Origin of the sequence: Streptomyces sp. NBC_01260 (assembly GCF_036226405.1) — a bacterium.
Lineage (GTDB): Bacteria > Actinomycetota > Actinomycetes > Streptomycetales > Streptomycetaceae > Streptomyces > Streptomyces laculatispora.
In genome coordinates this window covers 545,652-567,607 of sequence record NZ_CP108464.1, presented here as the reverse complement: position 1 = coordinate 567,607, position 21,956 = coordinate 545,652, and the positions used below count along the sequence as shown (strand labels likewise).

Below are 21,956 nucleotides of genomic sequence, written 5' to 3'. Positions count from 1 at the left end.
CGGGCGGCCCCGTCCTGTCAGCCGTAGTAGGAATCCTCGCCGGCATCGTCATTTGGCTGTCGAGTAACATCCAACGGGTTCTCTCGTCCTTCCCGAATCGCGGCGTCATGATCTCGATCTATTTCTACGGGAAAATCTCGGTAACTCACCAGTGACCCAGCGTGATCAACGCTGTTCCCGGCCGGGGCCCGTACTTGCCTCCGGCCGGGAACAGCTGCAATGGGGGGCCGCACCAGCGAAGACTCTCGCAGGCGGTACAGCAGACGTATCCAAGAACGGATTGAAATGCGATCGCACACGTATGTCTACATATTGCCCTGGCTCCTGGCAGCCATTCTGCAACTCGCGGCAGTGGTTCGCGAGCGTATGCTACGAAAGGGTTCCCCTCAGGGACGCACCCGCAAGCCGCTTGAGATCCGATGGTTCCCGGCGAGCATGGTAGTAGGTGGCGGTTTGATCGGATCGCTTCTCGGCGGCTTGGCCGGTTCCGAATTTCGCGTGATGTGGGTTGTGGCCTACACATCCTGGCCTTTGCTGGTGTTCATTGCTCTCACGAGGCTGCTGGGAAGATCGCCCGGAGCGGCAGAAAGCGCGATGCTGTCCGCCTTCTCTGCTCTCGTATCCTTCCTCCTCGTGACCAGTGTGTCTGCCTTGTGATTTCGGTGTGCATAAGTTGGTGTGGTGGGGGTGGTCTGAGCCCGGATCCACCGGCTTGATGTCTGTGGATACTTCTTCCGGAAACAATGAAGTGCTTTGTGGCCTGTGATGTCGGGAGTTCTTCACGCTTCCAGCACGCACAATCGACAAGGCACTTCCGAGATGGTGCGACACGAAGTCGCTGTGGCAAGTGGGTTCGTTCATGGGAGGGGTAAGGAAGTTGGCGGCGTAACTCCGGTCAGTGTTCAGGACCTGTCTCCGCCCGCACCGACTTCGACTGGTGCAGCAAGTGTGGTGGCCGCGCCATACGCGGGCTCACCGACTCCCAACTGTCCTACTACCGTGCGGCGCACCGCTTGCACGGCATCAAACGGCCACTCTGCGGCACGAGCGGAACCCCGGACACCGACATCTCCACGGTGGTCACCCGCCTGGCGGAACTGGCGGTCTGGCAGCCGGTTGACGAGCAACGGTGGTGCGGCAGCGATTCCTGGCAATGGCAGGGCACCATCCGCGAACTCAGTCGCAAAACCGAGAGGTCCCACGCCGTGACGGGCTCTGGCGATCCGGCCTCTTGACCCGGCAGCGGCCCCTGGATGCGCCAGTCACGGACATCCCCCGTGGGGACCAGTTGGGGACCAGGCGGTGTCCGCGCACCTGCACGGCATACGCGGCACCGCACGCTGTGCACCCTGAAGTCTCTGCGGCCCCGCCCCCGACACGCGTACGCTGCGGCGACTGCGGGCGTGGTCCCGTGCGCAGATGCACGTGAACCTGCCTGGAACGCCTGCGCCACATGCTCCGGCACGGCGGTCTGCGGCCGCTCCAAAGCGAGATCTCACGTTCTGCGGGTGGCACGCGTCTACCGGTCAGGAGAGGGGAGGCGCAGATGAGTACTCGACATGTCGTGATCGAGACGTACCTTGGGCCGATCACGATCGTCGCCAAGGGCGAGGCGATCGCCGGCCTTTACTTCAGGCACCACGTCCGTCGGCCCCCGCAGGAGACGTTCGGACCCGAGATCAGCGACTCGACGGACGCGTTGCTGAGAGAAGCGGCCTGCCAGCTGGGCGATTACCTGGCGGGGCGGCGTAGGCAGTTCGATCTTCCACTTGAGGCCGAGGGCGACTCTTTCCAGCGCGCTGTCTGGGACATTGTGAAGAGCATTCAGTGCGGTGGCACGGTCACCTACGGCCGTATCGCCGATCAGGTCGGTGGCCGCGGTCTCGCGCAGAAGGTCGGACAGGCCGTGGGTGCGAATCCGCTGTGCATCTTCGTGCCGTGTCATCGCGTCGTCGGTTCCAACGGGGCCCTGACCGGGTACGCCGGCGGGCTGAGGCGCAAGCAGGCGCTGCTGGAGCTTGAGGAGCCGCTCGCGGGTGATGCCGGACGGTTGTTCTGACCGGGAACCTCACGTTTGCCACGCACGTACGTCTTCAATGGGATGGACATGAAACAACCGTTCGAGAGTGTGGTCGCGCAGCACGGCGCAACCGTGCTGCGCGTCTGCCGGGTCGTCCTCGGCCCGCACGATGCGGACGACGCGTGGTCGGAGACTTTCCTCTCCGCCATGCGCGCCTATCCCGATCTGCCGGAGACGGCGAACGTGGAGGCATGGCTCGTGACGATCGCGCACCGCAAGGCGATCGACGTGCTGCGTGCCGCGAAGAGGAGCCCCCTGCCCGTCGACGAGGTACCGGAAGGACCGGCAGCGCAGGGCATCCCGGACTCCGAGGACGCCGGCCTGTGGGCCGCGGTGAAAGAGCTCCCGAACAAACAGCGTCAGGCCATCGCCTACCGGTATGTGGCGGGGCTGGCATACGCCGAGATCGCGGAGATCCTCGGCGGCACCGTCGACGCGGCCCGAAGAGCCGCCGCGGACGGGCTCAAGAATCTCAGAAACACCTATCCGGGCGCGATCAAGAAAGGAGAATCGTCATGAGCGACATGCGCAACGATGATGACATGGCCGTCCTGCTGTCGACGCCCGTGGACACTGACACCCTCAGCCGGCTGCACCGCCGTCTGGAGCAGGCCGCAGAGCAGGCCGATCTCGTCGATGTCGCTTACACGACCATCGACTCGCCCGTGGGCAAGCTGTTGCTCGCCGCCACCCCGAAGGGGCTGGTCCGCGTGGCGTTCGCGGCCGAGGACCACGACCGGGTACTCGAAGTCCTCGGCCAGAGGATCAGCCCGCGGATCCTGCGCGCCCCGAAGCTACTGGACGCGGCGGCTCACGAGATCGACGAGTACTTCGCCAGGCGCCGCCGGGTCTTCGACCTGACGCTGGACCTGTCCTTGTCACGCGGCTTCCGGCGCCTCGTGCAGACACATCTGCCCGAGATCGAGTACGGCCAGACCCGCAGCTACCGGGACATGGCCGAGCTCGTCGGCAACCCCAAGGCCGTCCGAGCGGTAGGCACCGCCTGTGCCACCAACCCGCTGCCGATCGTCGTCCCGTGCCACCGCGTGCTGCGCACCGACGGCACGCTCGGAGGCTACGTCGGCGGAATCGAGGCCAAGACCACGCTGCTGGACCTGGAGGCCGCAGCATGAGCACCACGAAGACCATCAGGAAGAAGACGGACCGGTGGCACCGGCGCGTCGAAGCCGGCGACTGGAACACGATCACCGCGGAGGTCAACGAATACGGCGGCGCACTCCTTCCGCAGCTGCTGGCCCCGGAGGAGACCGTGGAGATCAGGGAGCTGTACGAGCAGGACGGCCTGTTCCGCAGCACCGTCGACATGGACCGACACCGCTTCGGTGAGGGCCAGTACCGGTACTTCAACGCGCCGTACCCAGAACCGGTCGAACGGCTCAAGCAGGCGCTGTACCCGAGGCTGCTGCCCATCGCCCGCGACTGGTGGACCAAGCTCGGCCGGCCCGCGCCGTGGCCGGACTCGTTCGACGAGTGGCTGCAGATCTGCCACGACGCCGGCCAGACGAAGTCCACGGCGATCCTGCTCCGCTACAGGGAGAAGGACTGGAACGCTCTGCACCGCGACCTGTACGGCGACCTCGTGTTCCCGCTGCAGGTCGTGATCAACCTCAACGTGCCCGATGTGGATCACACGGGCGGCGAGTTCCTGCTCCTGGAACAGCGCCCACGCGCCCAGTCCCGGGGCACGTCCACGCTGCTGCCGCACGGCCACGGATACCTGTTCACCACCCGCGACCGGCCCGTCAGGTCCGCCCGCGGATGGTCCGCCGCGCCGGTTCGCCACGGTGTGTCCGCCATCCGGTCCGGCGAACGTCACACCCTCGCCCTCGTCTTCCACGACGCCGCGTGAACGACGCCATGAAGACATGCATCCTCCTTGGGGCCAACGGCCGCCCCTACCGGTCTGAGACCAAAGACGAGTGGGGCGGCCACCGCAGCTCGAAGATCTACGGACGGCTCGACCGCCCCGCAGCACTGAGCGCCATCGCGCACGGCGGCTACGTGAGGCACCGGGTCTTCCTCGCCGACGAGGCCACGGCGGTCGCCGCCGGAATCCGCCCCTGCGGCACCTGCTGCAAGGACCGCTATCAGCGGTGGAAGACCGCCCGAGAGAACGGCCGACCATGGACCCCCTGACCAGCCCCCTGTTGAAGAGGCCGGCGAGCTACGACGCAGACCTGACGGCCACGGACGCCGAGGTCGCGGCCATCGTCCAACTGGCTCGCGACCGTCGAGCCCGCACCATCGTGATCGGCTCCGGCCGCACCCCACGCGCACGCGAGACCTCACGCCTGATCGAATCGGCCTGGGACCGCGCAGGAGGCGCAACCCTCGACACGATCACATGGCCCGAGACCGGAGCCTCCTGGCTGCGCCACGCGTCACGGTTCGCCGTCGCCAACCCCGACCTCTGGGTGATGGTCGGGCCGGCAACCGGCTGGGCGCAGATGACCCGGCGGCTGTTGTGGTCGACTCCCTGGAGCCCTGCCCGCACCCTCGCGACTGCCGCAATCGGCGACCCGCGCACGCTCGCCCTCGTCGGACTGCCCAACCTGGACGGCCTGGCCGGCGCAACCGCAGACGGCGCTTCCTGGCTCGTCGCGGACGACTCACTCATGCACCCCATCCACACGGAGGACAGGCGATGACAGCGCTGTTCACTCCGCAGCTCCCTGAGCGCGACGCGGGAGAGATCACCCCGGGCGCCACCCACGTCCCGAACTGGCTGACTCTGGAACAGCAGGAGCGGATCGCGGACCGGTTCCACGAGTGGGCGAGAGGCCCCGTCCCCCTGCGCGCAGCAACGGTCCGCGGACACCAGATGTCCGTGCGCACCGTATGCCTGGGCTGGCACTGGCAGCCGTACCAGTACACGAGAAAGGCCACCGACGTGAACGGCGCCCGTGTCCTTCCGTTCCCCGACTGGATGATCCGTCTGGGACGCTACGCCCTTCAGGCCACCGGGCACGACACGGCCACGATCGGCTCGTACATGCCCGACACCGCGCTGTTGAACTACTACGACGCGAAGGCCCGCCTGGGAATGCACCAGGACAAGGACGAGGAATCCCGGGCCCCGGTCGTGTCGCTGTCCATCGGCGACACCTGCACGTTCCGCTTCGGTAACACCGAAAGCCGCGGAAAGCCCTATACGGACCTGCTGCTGGCTTCCGGTGACCTCTTCGTCTTCGGCGGACCCGCCCGCCTCGCCTACCACGGTGTCACCAAGGTGCACCAGGACACCGCCCCGGAGGGATGCGGCATCAGCCGCGGCCGGATCAACATCACGATGCGCATGACCGGGCTCGACGGGTGACCGCATGACACAGCAACCCAGCACCACCACCGCCGGCCTCGCTCCCGACCCCGGCGTCGTCGTCGGGGACGACGGACTCGCCCGGCCCGCATGGGCAGCCGTCGCCCCCCTGTTGCGTGACTACTACGACACCGAGTGGGGCATGCCGGTCAAGGACGAACGCGGCGTCTACGAGCGCGTCAGCCTCGAAGGCTTTCAAGCAGGTCTGTCCTGGGCGACGATCCTGCGCAAAAGACCCGCGTTCCGGGCGGCGTTCGACCACTTCGACCCGGACGTGATCGCGGCATACACCGAGACCGACGTCGAGCGGCTGATGGCCGACGCCGGCATCGTGCGCAACCGGCAGAAGGTCCAGGCGACCATTACCAATGCCCGCGCCACCATCAGGCTGCGTGAGGAGATGGGGCTGGCCGGGCTGGTGTGGTCCTTCCAACCCGCAAGCACCCCACGCCCCCGGACGTTTGCCGAGATCCCCACGAAGTCCGCCGAGTCCATCGCGTTGTCGAAGGAATTGCGCCGATGCGGCTTCGCCTTCGTCGGCCCGACCACCATGTATGCGCTCATGGAGGCGATCGGCATCGTCGATACCCACCTGCTGGGCTCGCACCGGCGTGGCAGCTCCGGAATCTGGACATCGTGACCCTCCTCCACCTGCTCCCGAACCCTCTACCTCGCCAGTGCCGTGGCCCAGCCGACGGCCGGAAAACTCGCCGAGGTCCTCGGCGCCCGGCGCGTCTTCCTCGCTGGCATCGTGTTCGTGCTGCTCGGCGGAGTACTCGGCAGCCTGGGACAGAACCTGGCGGTGCTCACCGTCGCGCGGGTCCTGATCGGGCTCGGCACATCGGCCGCGTTCCCCTGCGCCATGGTCATGATCCGGCGCCGTGCCCAACAGGCCGGGCTGGACCAGCCGCCCGGTGGAGTGCTCGGCGGGCTCGCCATCGCCGGCACGGCCACCGCCGCGATCGGCCCCCCCCATCGGCGGCCTTCTCGTCGGCGCGGCCGGATGGCGCTGGGCCTTCCTCATCAACATCCCGGCCACCGTGATCGCCCTGGTCGTCTTCCTGATGTCCCTGCCCCGCATCACGTGGCCCGCCCTCGTCGTCTTCCTCGTGGCTGCGACCTTCACCGCCCGGTGGGAGCTGAGCCGCACGGCGCCGTTCTTCGACCTGCACGGACTGGCCTCCAACGGCGCCCTGGCCCGCACGTACCTGCGCCAGGCGCTCACCCTGCTCGGCGTCTATGAGCCGCCCGCATGGCGACGCCCGCCATCCCCACGATCACCCCCGCACGGACCGCGCTGCCGGCCATGGACTTCCAGAACGCCATCGTCCCGCTCGCCCCCGAACCCGAGGCCCTCCTCGCCCGCGTACAGGACGCGATCACGGCCGTCCGCGCCGTCGGCGGCACCATCGGCCACGTCCGCGTGGCCTTCACCCTCGACGACTGGGAAGCCGTACCCGACCGCAACATGTCCTTCAGCGCCGTGGCGGCGGCGAAGGCAATGCATCACGAGGACGCCACCACACAGATCCACGAGGCAATCGCCCCGAGGGACGAGGACATCGTCGTCCGCAAGATTCGCTACGGCGCCACCTCGACAAGAGACCTGCACGAACAGCTCGCCGACCGCGGCATTCACACCCTGATCCTGACCGGAATCAGCACCAGCGGCGTCGTCCTGTCCACGCTCATGGACGTCGCCGACCGCGACTACAGCGTCTACGTCCTGTCGGACGGAGTCGCAGACCGTGACCCCGAGGTCCACCGCGTCCTGCTCGACAAGGTGTTCCCCACCCGCGCCCACGTCATCGACACCGCAGGGCTGCACGCACTGCTCCAGGCCGCCTGACCGCCGCCCCGATTCCGCGCCCTTGTCTGCGGTGGGCCGCTGAGGCGGCTGCTCAGTCCCAGCGGGAGGCTCGGCCTGGGAGGAAGTCGGCGTCTGGACGTACTCCATCGACTTCGTGAACTCCGGGTCATCGAGGCGGCGTCCCATCTCCTGAAGTGTCACATCCTCCACGCGGCTCTGGATCCAGTAGAGAGTGCCCAGCGGGTCGCGCACCCGGCCGACCCGGTCACCGAAGAACAGGTGGGTCACCTCCGTGACGGACGTTCCGTCGGCCGCCACGGCCTGCCGATGCACCGCACCGGCGTCTCGACGTAGAGGCGGAGGAATCCGGGCGTCGTCGTCCACTCGGGCCGCGCGTCGAACATAATCACCACCGAATCACCTATCCGCACCCCACGTGCCCGGTACGCCTGTCTTGGCCCGCGTCGCACGGCGGGAGTGGGCGCGAACGCGGGGGATCCGGCGGCATGCCGGGCAACACTGATCGAGCTGCGCCTCAGGTACGTGGCCGCATGAAGGACAGATGGCCACGGGCTGGTCGGCAGGGTCGCCGCAGTCGTCTTCTTCTCGGACGGCCTGGGTAGGACCCGGCGGGACGGAGCTGGGTGCCGTTCTTCGGGAGAGCCAGGTGGACAGCGGCGAAGGCGGTCCCGTCCCGTTCGGCAATGTCCTGCAGGGACAGGTGGTCTTGATCGCGCGGCCCTGCGACAGCCGCAACCTCAACGCGCGATCGCTCTCGTCGCGGTAACCGCCAGTGCCCCAGAGAGCTGATCGCGGGTGTCAGCGCAGTGAGACCTCGCCTGCGTGGACGGTACCCATCACGCGCTCGACAGTCTCCTGGACTTCGCCGACCGGAGCCGCGTAGCCGATAGCAGCGCGCGCGGCATCCTCCCCGAGCATCCGGGTGATCACCCACGCGGCAAGGTACTGCGAGGCCAGGCAGCCGCCCGCCGTGGCGATGTTCCCCTCGGCGTAGAACGGCGCGTCCAGCACAGTGACGTCGCAAGCCTCGACATATGGCCGGCTCGTCATATCCGTGCAGGCCGGCATTCTGCCCAGCAACCCGAGCCGTGCGAGCACCAGCGCGCCGGAGCACTGCGAACCGATCAGCTGCCGCGCAGGGTCGAGCGGCAGCATGGCGAGCATCCGGTCATCGGCGACCACGTCGCGCGTCTTCACCCCGCTGCCGATCAGCACGACATCGGCCTCGGTGACGAACTCCATCGGACGCTGCCCGGTCACCTCGACTCCGTTCATCGACGTGACCACGGGCATAGGTGTCGTGATGAAGGCTTCCAGACCGTCTTTGCGGCACCGGTTGATCAGCGCTGAGGCGATGAAACTGTCGAGCTCGTTGAACCCGTCGAAGGTGACCACGGCTACCTGCATCACAACTCCCTGAGTATGGCGTCCGGGCATCCAGCCTCTCAGGTGCGCCGAGCCCGGGTAAGGGCCAATCGGCGGCCAATGGCGTGCCTGCGCCCGCTCTGGCAGTTCCATGCTTTCAGCACCGACCTCGTCCACGGCCAACCGCTTGCTGAACGCCCGAGCCGAACCGCCAGGCCGGCACGTCCCCGAGCCCAATCGTGCTCGTCCTCGCAGGGAAGTTGGCGGCGTAACTCCGGTCAGTGTTCAGGACCTGTCTCCGCCCGCACCGACTTCGACCGGTGCAGCAAGTGTGGTGGCTGCACCATACGCAGGCTCACCGACTCCCAACTGTCCCAGGTGGGGACCGGCGTCCTTGACCGACGTCAGCGGGTGACGGCGATCGAACGCGCTGGCCCGCACGATGCGGTCGGAGCGCCGTGCGGTCCGAGTATGTGTGACTCCTCTGCGGGTGCCGGATTTGCGACTCCACCCGCCCACCTGCCAGGCGTGTGCCTGTCACGGGCATCGCCGAATGGCTCGGGCACCGGGGATCCGAAGGTCGTACCCTCCAGACCCACGCGCCGGTGATGCGGGACAGCCCTTAGCCGGCCACCGTCCCCGCGGCGCGGCCGCTGACCGACTTGTCCTCGGACTCAGGAAGCCGAGTACACCAACAACGCCCCCTTCGGGCAGCTCCTCATCCTCGACCTCACCCCCAAAACCACCAGTAGCGGCACATGGGCGACGCTGTGCAGGGGGCCAGCCAGCAGCCACTGGTGAAGCATCCATGCGTCGGCCGAGAACGGTTCCGCGGCGGCCCGCAGCCGGATGAGGAGTTGGGACCAAGCGACCTCCGCTGCCTGGCGTGGTTGGAGCCAGGCGGGCCGGCGAGTGCCGTGCAGCCACGCCCTGCTGCGTTCCAGCACCTGTTCGATCCAGTCGGCAGCCGATGGCCACCTCGTCGGCGTTGTGAGCGGTGAAGCCGTGAATGGAGTCACGGACGGCCAGCTAAGGGCGTGCAGAGCATTAACTTGCGTGTTGTAGCCCTTGACACCGCTGCTCAAGCAGGGTGTTCGACAGCAAGTTGTCTACCGGCACGCCCTTAGGCGGCAGTGTCATCGTGGGCCGCGCTGCTGGGCGATGTCCTCATGAGCGATCTGCCCGGCCGCCTTCTGCAGGTGTTCCTCGGCCTGTCGCCGCCGGGAAGCTGTGGTCTTCGCGGCATCGACTCTGCGTATCGGTGCTGCTCGGACGGGGTGCCCCGGTTGAAATGGGGATGTCGCGCACCTCTGCTCCGGCTACGGCTGACCATCTCTCATCCTGACCCCTGAAAATCTGTGTCGGCCAGAGTAGACATTGGGTGGCGGTGTGGTTATGGTTTCTCTCGTAGCCGAGATCGAGCGAGGCCCGGCAGAGACGAACTGCCGGGCAGTAGTACAGGTAGTTTGCATGGCGGTGCGGTGGTGGAGTCCCGAAGCCAGAGCGGTTGCAGGAAGGCGACGGGGCTGACGACCGGACCGGGTGGCCCGCAGTGATCAGGGGACGCCGTGAGCGGTACAGCAAGTGCAGTTCGCAGGAATAGCAGTGCGTTTTGTCAGTAGCACCTCGGTAAAGGCGTCGGCTGCGGGCGCGCGTATCGGGAAGTTCGGCAGTGGGGTTCCAAGCCAGAGCAGATGCAGGAGGGGCGACGGGGCTGGCTGCCGAAGAGTGGCGCTGTTCAGGGTCACCAGCAGTTCGCAGTATCAGAGGTAGGCAGTACCAGCAGTACGCAGTTCCAGTTCAGCAAGATCCGAGGGAAAGAACGGAGGACTTGAGCGCCATCAGGATCGCCCGGGCGGTAATCACTGGGCCCGGGTACCGCAGGACATCGATAGTGAGGTGGTCTCCGGTCAAGCAACCGCGATCCCCGTATCCCCGACCGCATCTCGGTCGGGTCAGCGGAAACAGGAGGCCGACGCAGTAATAGGGTCGGCAGATGGTGTAGCAGTTCCTTCGGGGCCCTGGTGCCATGTGGCACCAGGGCCCCTCCACGCGTTCCAGAGAGGTGCAAGTGACAGCAGACGACTCGTTCGGACGTCTCGATGACGACGACTACCCCGCCTACACCATGGGCCGGGCGGCCGAGATGCTCGGCACCACGCAGGGCTTCCTCCGCGCCATCGGCGAAGCCCGCCTGATCACCCCGCTGCGCTCCGAGGGCGGCCACCGCCGCTACTCCCGTTACCAGCTGCGCATCGCCGCCCGCGCCCGCGAACTCGTCGACCAAGGCACCCCCATCGAGGCCGCCTGCCGCATCGTCATCCTCGAAGACCAGCTCGAAGAAGCCCAGCGCATCCACGCCGAATACCGGTGCGCCGCCGAAGCGGCGGGACCGACCGTGGCCTGAGGCAGCAAGCCCGCCGGGTACGGAGGACCCCCGCACCTGCATGCCGGGGTGTGACGCAGGGGCGCCTTCCATGGTGCAGGGTGTGCGGCAACGCACTGCCCGGGCTTGCTGCATGGTTCGGAAATTCGCCTGCGCCGTGCCGCAGGAACGAGGGCCATCGCCTACGCCTGCCGCACGTCGCGGCAGGCGTAGACCGGGTGGACGGCAGGAGACCTGGCCAGGGGCCAGGTGGCCCGAGCCGGCGCGGGAATTTCCGCGGCCGCCATGCCTTGCCCTTGCCGGGCATCAGGTTCAGTGGACCGAACTCGTCCACGCAGACCACCCGGCCCTCCCGGACGACGCCCCGCAACCACCTCCACGATCAGGCTGAGGAAACAGCCTGCCGCGCAACGGGCGCAGGATCAATTACCGCCCCAGGAAACTGAGACGAGCCACTGGCCGGGAACGCACCACACCGGAGGTCTTCGGCCCGGCTGCCCCAACACCTGACAAGAGGACGTGAAGTGGCTCGCCCGCGGTCGCGGACAAGCCACACGGCATTCAGACGATCGGCGTGGTCAAGCCACCGATTCCGTCGATTGTCACCGCGACCACGTCTCCAGCCGTCAGATACACACGAGGTGTGCGAGCCCGACCCACTCCGCCGGGCGTTCCGGTGAGAATCAGGTCGCCGGGGTGGAGCGGCAGGATGGTGGAAACATACGCGACCAGGTGAGCGGGGGTGAACAGGAGATCCGCGATCCCGTGTTCCTGGACGGGCGCGCCGTTGACCGTGGTGCGCAGGAACGCAGTTGCGGGATCGAATTCATCCGGCGTGACAAGAAACGGTCCCACCGGGGTCGAGCGCGCCCAGATCTTGCCCTGCAGCCACTCCGTCGTGCGGTACTGCCAACCCCGCATCGAGATGTCGTTGGCGACCGTGAAGCCTGCTATGCAGTCCCCCGCTTCGTCCTCGCTCACCTTGTACGCGGTCCGTCCGATGACGACGCCCAGTTCGCCCTCCCAGTCCATCTCGGGATCCTCTGGCACGGCCGCCACGAAGTCGGTGGGGCCGGTCAAGGTGTCGGCGAACTTCGCGAATAGGGTGGGGTACGACGGAAGGTCTCTGCCCATCTCCTGGATGTGGCTCGTGTAGTTGAGGCCGGCGCACAGCACCTTCGACGGATGGGGGACCACGGTCTCCAGCTCGGCCGACCGCCTGCCGCCTCCGCCTCCGGAGGCCGCGGCCCTCATCGGCTCTTGCGTACCTGGGCCGCCTTGCGGGCCTCCGCGGCCTGGCGGGCCTGGGCGGCGCGGCGGTTCTCCTTCGGGGCCTGGGTCCCCATGCCCCGGAAGGGCCGCTTGCCGGTCTGTACGGGCTTGGCCGCCGGTGGCCGCTGCGCGCCTGTGATCCGTGTCAACTCGGCCTCGCCGGACCGTACCTGAGTGACTGTCGGCCGGACCCCGGCCTCGGACATCATCTTGTTCACGTCCCGCCGCTGGCCCGGGGTGACGAGTGTGACGGCCTTGCCCGCATTGCCGGCCCGCGCCGTGCGGCCGCTCCGGTGCAGGTAGTCCTTCGGGTCCGCGGGCGCGTCCACGTTCACCACCAGGTCGAGCGCGTCGATGTGGATGCCGCGGGCCGCCACGTTCGTGGCCACGAGGACGGTGATGTCGCCGCGCTTGAACTGGTCCAGCGTGTGCGTGCGCTGCGGCTGCGACTTCCCGCTGTGCAGGGCGGCCGCCAGGATTCCGCTGCTCTTCAGGTGGCGGGTGAAGGCGTCCACCGCCGCCTTGGTGTCCAGGAACATCAGCACCCGCCCCTCGCGGGCGGCGATCTCGGTCGCCGCCGCGTACTTGTCGGCGGCGTGGACGTTCAGGACGTGGTGCTCCATCGTGGTCACCGCGGCCCGGGCCCGGTCCACCGAGGCGAGCACCGGTTCGTCGAGGTAGCGCTCCACCAACTGGTCGACGTTCCGGTCGAGCGTGGCCGAGAAGAGCAGCCGCTGGCCGTCGGGGCGGACCTGGTCCAGGATCTCCGCGACCTGCGGCAGGAAGCCCATGTCGCACATCTGGTCCGCCTCGTCGAGCACGGTGATCCCCACCCGGTCCAGATGGCAGTGCCGACGCGCGATCAAATCGCTGAGCCGCCCCGGGGTCGCGATGAGCACCTCGGTGCCGGCCTTCAGCGCGGCCGCCTGCGGTCCCATCGACAGCCCGCCGACCACCGCCGTCATCCGCAGCCCCAGCACCCGCGCGTACGGCGCGAGCGCATCGCCCACCTGCTGGGCGAGCTCCCGTGTCGGGACGAGCACCAGCGCCAGCGGCCGCTTCGCCTCCGCGCGCCGCCCGGCGGTCCGGACGAGCAGGGCCAGCCCGAAGGCCAGGGTCTTGCCCGACCCGGTCTGCGCCCGCCCCAGCACGTCCCGGCCGGCCAGCGCATCGGGCAGCGTCGCCGCCTGAATCGGGAAGGGCTCGGTGACCTGGAGATCGGCCATCGCCGTCAGCAGTTCGTCGGGCAGTCCCAGCTCGGCGAATGTCCCGGCAGGCGGCAGCCCCGTATCCGCCGCCGTGGACGTGCCGAGCGCGTCCCGCGCGGATTCGGCCCGCTGGTTCCTGCGGGCACCGGAGTGCTCGGAGACGGGCGGCTTCGCGTTCATGGGGAACCTTCCTCAGGGTGGGGCCTCCGTAACGCGCAGAGGCCCGTACCCCTCGGCACGGGCCCCGGCGATGCCGCAAGCGTCGCCCCATTTTACCAGTGGGCCCCGAGGCCTCGCGCCGGACGGAACCGCCGCGGGCGGTCTGCCGATCGCCGAGCGGGTTCCCCGTTCTCCCCGGGCCCGCAGAATCTGCCATTTGTCCAGATAGTCTGGACAGCCCGCGCTCCTGGCTGCCAGGGGGCGCGGTTCAAATCCTGTCATCCGGGCGAGGTGGGAGGGCTTCGAGCCGGGCCTCCTCATGATTCAGGTGGCTGGTCGCTGGTGATCTCTCCATGAGAGCCAGAAAAAACTCGGCCGGCCATGTCGAGAACCCGTGACCGGCTCCGTCCCTGCAGTGAACGCGACCAGAATGGTTCGCACCAGCGCCGAGGAGAACACCATGGCCAAGTACCTGCTTCTCAAGCACTACCGCGGCGCCCCGGCCCCGGTCAACGACGTGCCGATGGACCGGTGGACGCCGGAGGAGATCTCGGCCCACGTGCAGTACATGAACGACTTCGCGGACCGGCTGGAGCGGACCGGCGAGTTCGTCGACAGCCAGGCGCTCGCACCCGGGGGGACGTTCGTCCAGTACGACGGCGAGGGCCGCCCGCCGGTCACCGACGGGCCGTTCGCCGAGACCAAGGACCTCATCGCCGGCTGGATGGTGATCGACGTCGACAGCTACGAGCGCGCCGTCGAGCTGGCCGGGGAGCTGTCGGCCGCCCCCGGGGCGGGCGGGAAGCCGATCCACGAGTGGCTGGAGCTGCGCCCGTTCCTGACCGCGTCGCACACCATCACGGAGTGACCTCCCAGGTGAACGAGGTCCTGCTCCGGAGCCTCACACCGAGCGTGCTCGGGATCCTCGTCCGCCGCGGAGCCGACTTCGCGGCGGCCGAGGACGCCGTGCAGGACGCGCTGGCCGAGGCCGTCCGCGTCTGGCCGGGCGACCGGCCCCGGGACCCGAAGGGCTGGCTGGTCACCGTGGCCTGGCGCCGGTTCCTCGACGCGGCCCGGGCGGACACCGCCCGCCGCCGGCGCGAGGACCTCGTCGACGAGGAGCCCGTGCCCGGACCCGCGTCCGCGGTGGACGACACGCTCCAGCTCTACTTCCTGTGCGCGCATCCGTCGCTGACGCCGTCGTCCGCTGTCGCGCTCACGCTGCGCGCCGTCGGGGGGCTGACCACCCGCCAGATCGCCCAGGCCTACCTGGTGCCCGAGGCGACCATGGCGCAGCGCATCAGCCGGGCCAAGCGCACTGTCTCCGGCGTGCGGTTCGACCGGCCCGGTGATGTCGCCACCGTGCTGCGCGTCCTCTACCTGGTCTTCAACGAGGGCTATTCCGGTGACGTCGACCTCGCTGCCGAGGCCATCCGGCTCACCCGGCAGCTCGCGGCCGCGATCGACCACCCCGAGGTGGCGGGGCTGCTCGCCCTCATGCTGCTCCACCATGCCCGGCGTGCCGCCCGGGTCGCGCCGGGCGGCGGTCTGGTGCCGCTCGCCGTGCAGGACCGCGGCCGGTGGGACACCGAGTTGATCGCCGAGGGTGTCGAGATCCTGCAGGCAGCCCTCGCCCGTGACCGGTTGGGCGAGTTCCAGGCCCAGGCCGCCGTCGCGGCACTCCACGCCGACGCGCCCACCGCCGAGGAGACCGACTGGGTGCAGATCGTCGAGTGGTACGACGAGCTCGCGCGCCTGACCGACAGCCCGGTCGTCCGGCTCAACCGTGCGGTGGCCGTCGGCCAGGCCGACGGACCGGGGGCAGGCCTGGCGGCGCTCGCAGCGCTGGACGACTCGCTGCCCCGGTACGCCGCGGTGGCCGCGTACCTCCACGAGCGCGACGGCGACCATGTGAGGGCGGCACGGCTGTACGCCGAGGCGGCGCGGAAGGCACCCGACCTCGCCGAGCGCGACCACCTGACGCGCCAGGCCGCCCGGCTCAACGCCCGCCGCTCCAGCCGTTGACGCGAGTGGCCGGGCGAGGGCGGCCCCCGATGCCCGGCGGGCCGCCCGGCTGCGCGGATCAGCGCGCGGTCAGCGTCATCTCGAACGAGTACCGGGACGCCCGGTACAGGTGTGAGCCGAACTCCACCGGGCGCCCCGCGTCGCCGAGGACCGTGCGCTCCATGGTGAGCAGGGTGCCGCCCCGGGACTCGTTCAGCAGCCGGGACTCCGCCGCGGTGGCCCGGCGCGCCCCGATGGTCTGGTCGGCGGTCCGCAGGGAGACTCCGGCCCGCCTGAGCAATTCGTAGAGGCCGTGCCCGGTGAGCTCCTCCTCGGTCAGCCCCAGGAGGCCCGTCGGCAGATGGTTCTCCATGACCGCTATGGGCTCGTCGTCCGCGTAACGCAGCCTGCGCAGGGCCAGGGTGTCCGTGCCGGGTTCGAGCTTGAGGGCGGCCGCGACCTCGGCGGAGGCGGGCACGGTCTGCATGGACAGCAACGCGGTGCGCGGCCGCCGTCCGTCGCGTTTGAGGTCCTCGAACAGGCTGGTCAGCTCGATCTGCCTGCGTACCCGGTTGTTGACGACCTGGGTGCCCACTCCCCGCTTGCGTGCGAGCAGCCCCTTGTCCACCAGATGCTGCATGGCCTGGCGCATGGTGGGGCGGGAGAGCCCGAACTGGTCCGCCAGGGCGATCTCGTTCTCCAGCCGCGTTCCCGGTGCCAACGTGCCGGACTCGATGAGTTGTTGAAGCTGCTGTGCGACCTGAAAGTACAGCGGCACCGGGCTGCTCCGGTCGATGGTGATCAGCCTGGTGATCGACTCCATGTCGGGCTCCTCAAGACGTTGTGCCAGGGAGTCAGTATGCAGCACATTCGACTCAAGCTCTGTACGTGTATATGTCATAACAATGTATCGGTTCCAGTGCCGCTTCGACGCCGGTCGCACCACGGCCCCGCCCCGCTGGTGCCGTCAGCCGGCCAGCTCCCCCAGGAGCTCCCAGGTCCGGCGCCGGTCGGCGTCCCCGGCCAGGTCCGTCCCCGAGAACACCACCTCCGTTGCCCCGGCGTCCCGGTATCGCTGCACCTCGGCGGCGACCGTCCGCTCGTCGCCGATCACGGCCACATCGGCGGCGCGCCGGCCGCCGGACAGTTCCACGACCCGTGCGTAGGAGGGGATCTGTTCGTAGAACGCGAGTTGTCCGGTGGCCGTCTCGCGTGCGGCGTCGGGATCACTGGTGACCACGCCGTGCACGAGCGCCACGATCCGGGGCACGGGACGGCCCGCGTTCCGCGCGGCCGCGGTGACCGCCGGGACGATGTGCTCGGCCAGGGCCCGGGGCCCGGCGAGATAGGGCAGGATCCCGTCGGCCAGCTCGCCGCTCACGCGCAGCGCCTGCGGGCCCATCGCGGCGACGAGCAGCGGCACGCCCGCCTCCGCTCCGGGCACACGCGCGGGGACCGGTGTGGTCGCGGTGAGGAGCTCGCCGTGGAAGTCGGCGCTGCCGGTCTCGGTGAGCTGCCTCAGAGCGGTGAGGAACTCCCGCAGCCGGGCGATGGGCCGCTCGAAGGGGATGCCGAAGCCCGCCTCGGTCAGCAGCTTGGTGCCGAGCGCGAGTCCGAGGTGGTAGCGGCCGTGCGTGGCCGCCTGCGCGGTCTGGGCCTGGCTGGAGACGAGCAGTGGGTGGCGGCCGAAGACGGGGATCGCGGACGTGCCCACGTCGATGCCCGGCACTTCCCGCCCGACGATCGCAGCGAGCTGGGGAGAGTCCGCCCCGAAGGTCTGCCCGAACCAGGTGGACCGCAGTCCCGCGGCCGCGGCCTCCTGGGCGAGGCGCACGGTGGCGTCGATCTGGTTGTCGGCGCCGGTCGGGCTGATTGCTACTCCAACAGTCATGTCATGTCAGAACCAGGTGAGTTGGGCGAGCATTCCACCTTGTGTGTGACGAGTTCATGTCTGCCGTATGTACGCGGCTGAGGCCGTCTGCGGCCGGGGCGTGGCCCCGGGGCGACACCGTTTGAATGATCAAAACAGCAGCGGGTTACCATATGAGCGCCTCCTAGCTCGAAAGATAAACCTGTGACTGTCAATGACGACTCGTTCACCAACTGGAAGAACCGCGAGGAGATCGCGGAGTCGATGATCCCGATCATCGGGAAGCTGCACCGGGAGCGGGACGTCACCGTCCTGCTGCACAGCCGCTCCCTGGTGAACAAGTCGGTGGTCAGCATCCTCAAGACCCACCGGTTCGCCCGGCAGATCGCCGGTGAGGAACTCTCGGTCACCGAGACGCTGCCGTTCCTGAAGGCTCTCACCACCCTTGATCTCGGCCCTTCCCAGATCGACATCGGGATGCTCGCCGCGATGTACCGGACCGACGACCGCGGTCTGTCCATGGCGGAGTTCACCGCCGGGGCCGTCGCCGGGGCCACGGGGGCCGACAAGATCGAGTGCCGCGAGCCGCGCGATGTCGTCCTCTACGGATTCGGCCGCATCGGCCGCCTCCTCGCCCGGCTGCTCATCGAGAAGGCGGGCTCCGGCAACGGCCTGCGGCTGCGTGCCATCGTCGTCCGCAAGGCTGCGGGCCAGGACATCGTCAAGCGCGCCTCACTGCTGCGCCGCGACTCGATCCACGGTCAGTTCCAGGGCACGATCACCGTCGACGAGGCGAACAACAAGATCATCGCCAACGGCAACGAGATCAAGGTGATCTACTCCGACGACCCGACGACGGTGGACTACACGGCATACGGGATCAAGGACGCCGTCCTCATCGACAACACCGGCCGGTGGCGCGACCGCGAGGGCCTGTCGCAGCACCTGCGCCCCGGCGTCGCCAAGGTCGTGCTCACCGCGCCGGGCAAGGGCGACGTCCCCAATGTCGTCCATGGCGTCAACCACGACATGATCAAGCCGGACGAGCAGATCATCTCCTGTGCCTCCTGCACCACCAACGCGATCGTCCCGCCGCTGAAGGCGATGGCGGACGAGTACGGCGTCCTGCGCGGTCACGTGGAGACGATCCACTCGTTCACCAACGACCAGAACCTGCTGGACAACTACCACAGCTCCGACCGCCGCGGCCGCTCGGCGCCGCTCAACATGGTCATCACCGAGACCGGTGCGGCGTCCGCCGTGGCCAAGGCGCTGCCCGACCTCGACGCGACGATCACCGGCAGCTCGATCCGGGTACCGGTACCGGACGTCTCGATCGCGATCCTCAGCCTGAAGCTCGGGCGCGAGACCACCCGCACCGAGGTCCTCGACCACCTCCGCGAGGTGTCGCTCACGTCGCCGCTCAAGCGCCAGATCGACTTCACCACAGCCCCGGACGCGGTCTCCAGCGACTTCATCGGCTCGCGCCACGCCTCCATCGTCGACGCCGGCCCCACCCAGGTCGACGGCGACAACGCGATCCTCTACCTCTGGTACGACAACGAGTTCGGCTACTCCTGCCAGGTCGTCCGGGTCGTCCAGCACGTCTCCGGGGTGGAGTACCCGACCTTCCCCGTCCCCGTGCTCTGACCCGCCGTCCCACCCCGTGTGCGGGCAGCCCGGAGGCTGCCCGCACACGGGACCGGTACCGAGGACTACCGGGCCGGTGCCGGGCCCGACACCGCGTTCGGTGCCGGGGCATAGCCCGTGGCCCGGGTGGTGAACGTCCCCCGGCCCTGGGTCCGGCTGCGCAGCCGGGTCGCGTAGCCGAACAGTTCGGCCAGCGGCACGGTCGCCGTGATCACCGCCGTACCGGGCCGCGCGGTGGAACCGGACACCTGGCCACGCCGTGCGGCCAGGTCACCGAGCACCCCGCCGACGGCGTCGTCGGGCACGGTGACCGTGACCTCGGCCACCGGTTCCAGCAGCACCATCGCGCAGGCGCGCAGCGCCTCCCGGAGCGCGAACCGCCCGGCGGTGCGGAACGCCATCTCCGAGGAGTCCTTGGGATGGGTGGCGCCGTCGGTCAGCGTCACCCGCACCCCGGTCACCGGATGCCCGCCGACGGGACCCTCGACCAGGGCGTCCCGGCAGCCGGCCGCCACCGCCCGGACGTACTCCTGCGGCACCCGGCCGCCGACGACGGCCGAGCGGAACACGAACTCCGCCCCGACCGCACCACCTTGACCGTCGGTGGACTCCAACGGCTCGACGTCGAGAACGACATGGGCGAACTGCCCGGCCCCTCCGTCCTGCTTGACGTGCCGGTACACCAGAGCGGACACACCGCGCACGACCGTCTCCCGGAAGGCGACCTGCGGCCGGCCGACCCGGACCTCCAGCCCGTGGGCGCGGCGGATCTTCTCCGCCGCCACCTCCAGATGGAGTTCGCCCATGCCCGAGAGCACCGTCTGACCCGTCTCGGGGTCCGTCCGCACCGTCAGCGACGGGTCCTCCTCGGCCAGCCGCGCCAGTGCGGACATCAGCCGCTCCGTGTCGGTGCTCCGGCCGGCCTCGACCGCGACCGACACGACCGGATCCGCCACGGTGGGCGGTTCGAGGACCAACGGGGCGCCCGGCGCGCACAGAGTGGCGCCGGCCCGGGCGGCCTTGAGACCGATCACCGCGACGATGTCCCCGGCCACCGCCTCGTCCACATCGACGTGCCGGTCCGCCTGGACCCGCAGGATGCGGCCGACACGCTCGCTGCGCCGGGCGCCCGCGTCCAGCACCGTCTCCCCCTTCCTGAGCGTGCCCGAATACACCCGCAGATAGGTCAGCCGGCCCGTCGCAGTCGCGGTCACCTTGAAGGCCAGTGCGGCGAGCGGAGCCGCCGGATCGGCGGCCCGCTCCTGCACTTCGTCGCCGAGTGTGCCGCGCACCGGTGGCACGTCCAGCGGGGAGGGCAGATAGGCCACGACGGCCTCCAGCAGCGGCTCGATACCGCGGTTGCGGTAGGCCGAACCGCACAGCACGACGACCCCTTCACCGGTACGGGTCAGATCGCGCAACGCCTCGGCCAGCGTCCGCGCGCAGAGCGTGGACCGCGCGCAGAACTCCTCCAGGGCGACCGGGTGGAGCTCCGCCACCGTCTCCTCCAGCAGCCGTCGGCGCCGTTGCGCTTCCTCCCGCAGCGCTTCGGGGACCTCCCCCTCCTCGTACGTGTCACAGCCGTCGGTCCAGAGCAGTGCCCGCATGCGCAGCAGATCCACCACTCCGGTGAACCGCTCCTCGTCCCCGACCGGAAGCTGGACCACCAACGGGACCGTGTGCAGCCGCTCCCGGATCGACGCGACCACCGCGTCGAGGTCGGCGCCGACGCGGTCGAGCTTGTTGACGAACGCGATGCGCGGCACGGCGTGCCGGTCGGCCTGGCGCCACACCGACTCGCTCTGCGGCTCCACGCCCGCGACCGCGTCGAACACCGCGATCGCACCGTCGAGCACCCGCAGCGAACGCTCGACCTCGTCGGCGAAGTCGACGTGCCCCGGAGTGTCGATCAGATTGATCCGGTGGTCCGCCCACGTACAACTCACCGCAGCGGCGAAGATGGTGATGCCCCGGTCGCGCTCCTGCGGGTCGAAGTCGGTGATGGTCGTCCCGTCGTGGACTTCGCCGCGCTTGTGGGTGGTGCCGGTGGCGTAGAGGATCCGTTCGGTGACGGTGGTCTTGCCGGCATCGACATGGGCGAGGATGCCCAGGTTGCGAACGCCGGTCAGTGCGCTGGTGAGATGACGGTGCAGTTCGGTACGCACGGTCCGTGGCCTTTCGGGGTGATCCGGAAGAAGACGGCGCGATCCCCGGACGAGGAGGCCTGTGTCCAGGCCCGCGGAACCCTTGGCAGCGGTGCGCCGTACAGGGCGCCGCGGCGATGGCGGTCCATCAATGAACGGACAGGGCTCAGCTGTTCGTCACGGGTGGCCGGGGCCGGCCGCGCAGCCGGCGCCGGGCGGAGGTAGACACCAGGATCACCTCGTACCGCGACAGGGGAACGACGACAGCGGTGCGATAGCGCACGGCAGGTCTCCCCTCACTGGTCACGGTGCGCGCCATGACGTGATGGCGGCGCGCGAGTTCGTGGCGAGTCTAGGGAAGCGGGTACGGGGGAGGGAACCGGTTTTCCCGGGGAGGCCGATGCCGTCGCCCGGCCGTAGCCGTCCGGGAACGGATCCGTGTCATGGCGAAGGGAACCAAGAGGCGTCCCCAGCTGTCATTACTACGTTCTCCATGACGTTCGCTACGCCATTCACACAGAGACGGAGGCGAGTCCATGGGGGTCGTCCGGGCGCTGTTGCCGGTACTGCGTCTTGCGGCCGGGGCCGGGCTCCGGCCGGGCCCCGTGTTACTCGGGGCCGCACTCCGGCGCTGTTCGTCGCCCCGCACG

Annotated in this window: 20 protein-coding genes; 14 read left to right on the top strand and 6 right to left on the bottom strand. The window is 69.0% G+C overall.

The window, feature by feature from the left end; translation table 11 throughout:
• Window positions 1–1,564 precede the first annotated feature (1,564 nt).
• From OG322_RS02545 to OG322_RS02500, 10 genes are read left to right on the top strand one after another with little or no spacing between them, the layout of a single operon-like run.
• Window positions 1,565–2,059, top strand: a complete 495-nt coding sequence (locus OG322_RS02545) for a methylated-DNA--[protein]-cysteine S-methyltransferase (RefSeq protein WP_329305985.1) — start codon at window positions 1,565–1,567, stop codon at window positions 2,057–2,059.
• Window positions 2,060–2,107: 48 nt separating this feature from the next.
• Window positions 2,108–2,599, top strand: a complete 492-nt coding sequence (locus OG322_RS02540; protein WP_123466371.1) for an RNA polymerase sigma factor — start codon at window positions 2,108–2,110, stop codon at window positions 2,597–2,599.
• Complete coding sequence (locus tag OG322_RS02535; protein ID WP_329305984.1) at window positions 2,596–3,213, top strand: methylated-DNA--[protein]-cysteine S-methyltransferase; 618 nt, start codon at window positions 2,596–2,598, stop codon at window positions 3,211–3,213. The genes OG322_RS02540 and OG322_RS02535 overlap by 4 nt, the downstream gene beginning before the upstream one ends.
• The gene (locus tag OG322_RS02530; RefSeq protein WP_124285737.1) at window positions 3,210–3,950 is read left to right on the top strand and encodes a 2OG-Fe(II) oxygenase; all 741 of its coding nucleotides are present in this window, start codon (window positions 3,210–3,212) and stop codon (window positions 3,948–3,950) included. Before OG322_RS02535 ends, OG322_RS02530 begins: the two co-directional genes overlap by 4 nt.
• Before the next feature lie 8 nt (window positions 3,951–3,958).
• Window positions 3,959–4,237: a metal-binding protein gene (locus OG322_RS02525; RefSeq protein ID WP_124285738.1), complete on the top strand. Its 279-nt coding sequence runs from the start codon at window positions 3,959–3,961 to the stop codon at window positions 4,235–4,237.
• The gene (locus OG322_RS02520) at window positions 4,225–4,749 is read left to right on the top strand and encodes a hypothetical protein (RefSeq protein WP_206432429.1); all 525 of its coding nucleotides are present in this window, start codon (window positions 4,225–4,227) and stop codon (window positions 4,747–4,749) included. Before OG322_RS02525 ends, OG322_RS02520 begins: the two co-directional genes overlap by 13 nt.
• Window positions 4,746–5,417, top strand: a complete 672-nt coding sequence (locus tag OG322_RS02515) for an alpha-ketoglutarate-dependent dioxygenase AlkB family protein (RefSeq protein WP_123464602.1) — start codon at window positions 4,746–4,748, stop codon at window positions 5,415–5,417. The genes OG322_RS02520 and OG322_RS02515 overlap by 4 nt, the downstream gene beginning before the upstream one ends.
• A 4-nt stretch (window positions 5,418–5,421) precedes the next feature.
• The gene (locus OG322_RS02510; protein WP_123464604.1) at window positions 5,422–6,057 is read left to right on the top strand and encodes a DNA-3-methyladenine glycosylase I; all 636 of its coding nucleotides are present in this window, start codon (window positions 5,422–5,424) and stop codon (window positions 6,055–6,057) included.
• Window positions 6,058–6,099: 42 nt separating this feature from the next.
• Window positions 6,100–6,660, top strand: coding sequence for an MFS transporter (locus tag OG322_RS02505; RefSeq protein WP_329305983.1), 561 nt, complete (start codon window positions 6,100–6,102; stop codon window positions 6,658–6,660).
• Window positions 6,661–6,669: 9 nt separating this feature from the next.
• Complete coding sequence (locus tag OG322_RS02500) at window positions 6,670–7,266, top strand: cysteine hydrolase family protein (RefSeq protein ID WP_329305982.1); 597 nt, start codon at window positions 6,670–6,672, stop codon at window positions 7,264–7,266.
• 780 nt (window positions 7,267–8,046) lie between these two features.
• Here the strand turns inward: OG322_RS02500 and OG322_RS02495 are convergent.
• A complete protein-coding gene (locus OG322_RS02495; protein WP_123464608.1) occupies window positions 8,047–8,655 on the bottom strand; it encodes a DJ-1/PfpI family protein in 609 nt (202 codons plus the stop codon).
• 2,029 nt (window positions 8,656–10,684) lie between these two features.
• Here OG322_RS02495 and OG322_RS02490 point away from each other — a divergent pair.
• Window positions 10,685–11,020, top strand: coding sequence for a MerR family transcriptional regulator (locus OG322_RS02490; RefSeq protein ID WP_123464614.1), 336 nt, complete (start codon window positions 10,685–10,687; stop codon window positions 11,018–11,020).
• 540 nt (window positions 11,021–11,560) lie between these two features.
• Here OG322_RS02490 and OG322_RS02485 read toward each other — a convergent pair.
• Together OG322_RS02485 and OG322_RS02480 are read right to left on the bottom strand one after the other, a co-directional pair.
• Window positions 11,561–12,196, bottom strand: coding sequence for a fumarylacetoacetate hydrolase family protein (locus OG322_RS02485; RefSeq protein ID WP_329305981.1), 636 nt, complete (start codon window positions 12,194–12,196; stop codon window positions 11,561–11,563).
• 53 nt (window positions 12,197–12,249) lie between these two features.
• A complete protein-coding gene (locus OG322_RS02480) occupies window positions 12,250–13,659 on the bottom strand; it encodes a DEAD/DEAH box helicase (RefSeq protein ID WP_329305980.1) in 1,410 nt (469 codons plus the stop codon).
• 439 nt (window positions 13,660–14,098) lie between these two features.
• On the opposite strand from OG322_RS02480, the gene OG322_RS02475 reads away from it, so the two are divergent.
• Both OG322_RS02475 and OG322_RS02470 read left to right on the top strand, forming a co-directional pair.
• On the top strand, window positions 14,099–14,506 hold the full coding sequence (locus tag OG322_RS02475) for a YciI family protein (RefSeq protein WP_124286136.1): 408 nt from the start codon (window positions 14,099–14,101) through the stop codon (window positions 14,504–14,506).
• An 8-nt stretch (window positions 14,507–14,514) separates the two neighbouring features.
• A complete protein-coding gene (locus tag OG322_RS02470; RefSeq protein WP_329307697.1) occupies window positions 14,515–15,663 on the top strand; it encodes an RNA polymerase sigma factor in 1,149 nt (382 codons plus the stop codon).
• 58 nt (window positions 15,664–15,721) lie between these two features.
• Here the strand turns inward: OG322_RS02470 and OG322_RS02465 are convergent, their stop codons facing one another.
• Window positions 15,722–16,465 carry a GntR family transcriptional regulator gene (locus tag OG322_RS02465; protein ID WP_329305979.1) on the bottom strand — a complete coding sequence of 248 codons (744 nt, stop codon included), beginning with the start codon at window positions 16,463–16,465 and terminating at the stop codon, window positions 15,722–15,724.
• 144 nt (window positions 16,466–16,609) lie between these two features.
• Window positions 16,610–17,533: an LLM class F420-dependent oxidoreductase gene (locus OG322_RS02460; RefSeq protein ID WP_329305978.1), complete on the bottom strand. Its 924-nt coding sequence runs from the start codon at window positions 17,531–17,533 to the stop codon at window positions 16,610–16,612.
• A 183-nt stretch (window positions 17,534–17,716) separates the two neighbouring features.
• Here OG322_RS02460 and OG322_RS02455 point away from each other — a divergent pair, with 183 nt between their 5' ends.
• On the top strand, window positions 17,717–19,162 hold the full coding sequence (locus OG322_RS02455) for a glyceraldehyde-3-phosphate dehydrogenase (RefSeq protein WP_123464627.1): 1,446 nt from the start codon (window positions 17,717–17,719) through the stop codon (window positions 19,160–19,162).
• A 65-nt stretch (window positions 19,163–19,227) separates the two neighbouring features.
• Here OG322_RS02455 and fusA read toward each other — a convergent pair whose 3' ends face one another.
• Window positions 19,228–21,327: an elongation factor G gene (fusA, locus tag OG322_RS02450; protein WP_329305977.1), complete on the bottom strand. Its 2,100-nt coding sequence runs from the start codon at window positions 21,325–21,327 to the stop codon at window positions 19,228–19,230.
• Window positions 21,328–21,956 lie beyond the last annotated feature (629 nt).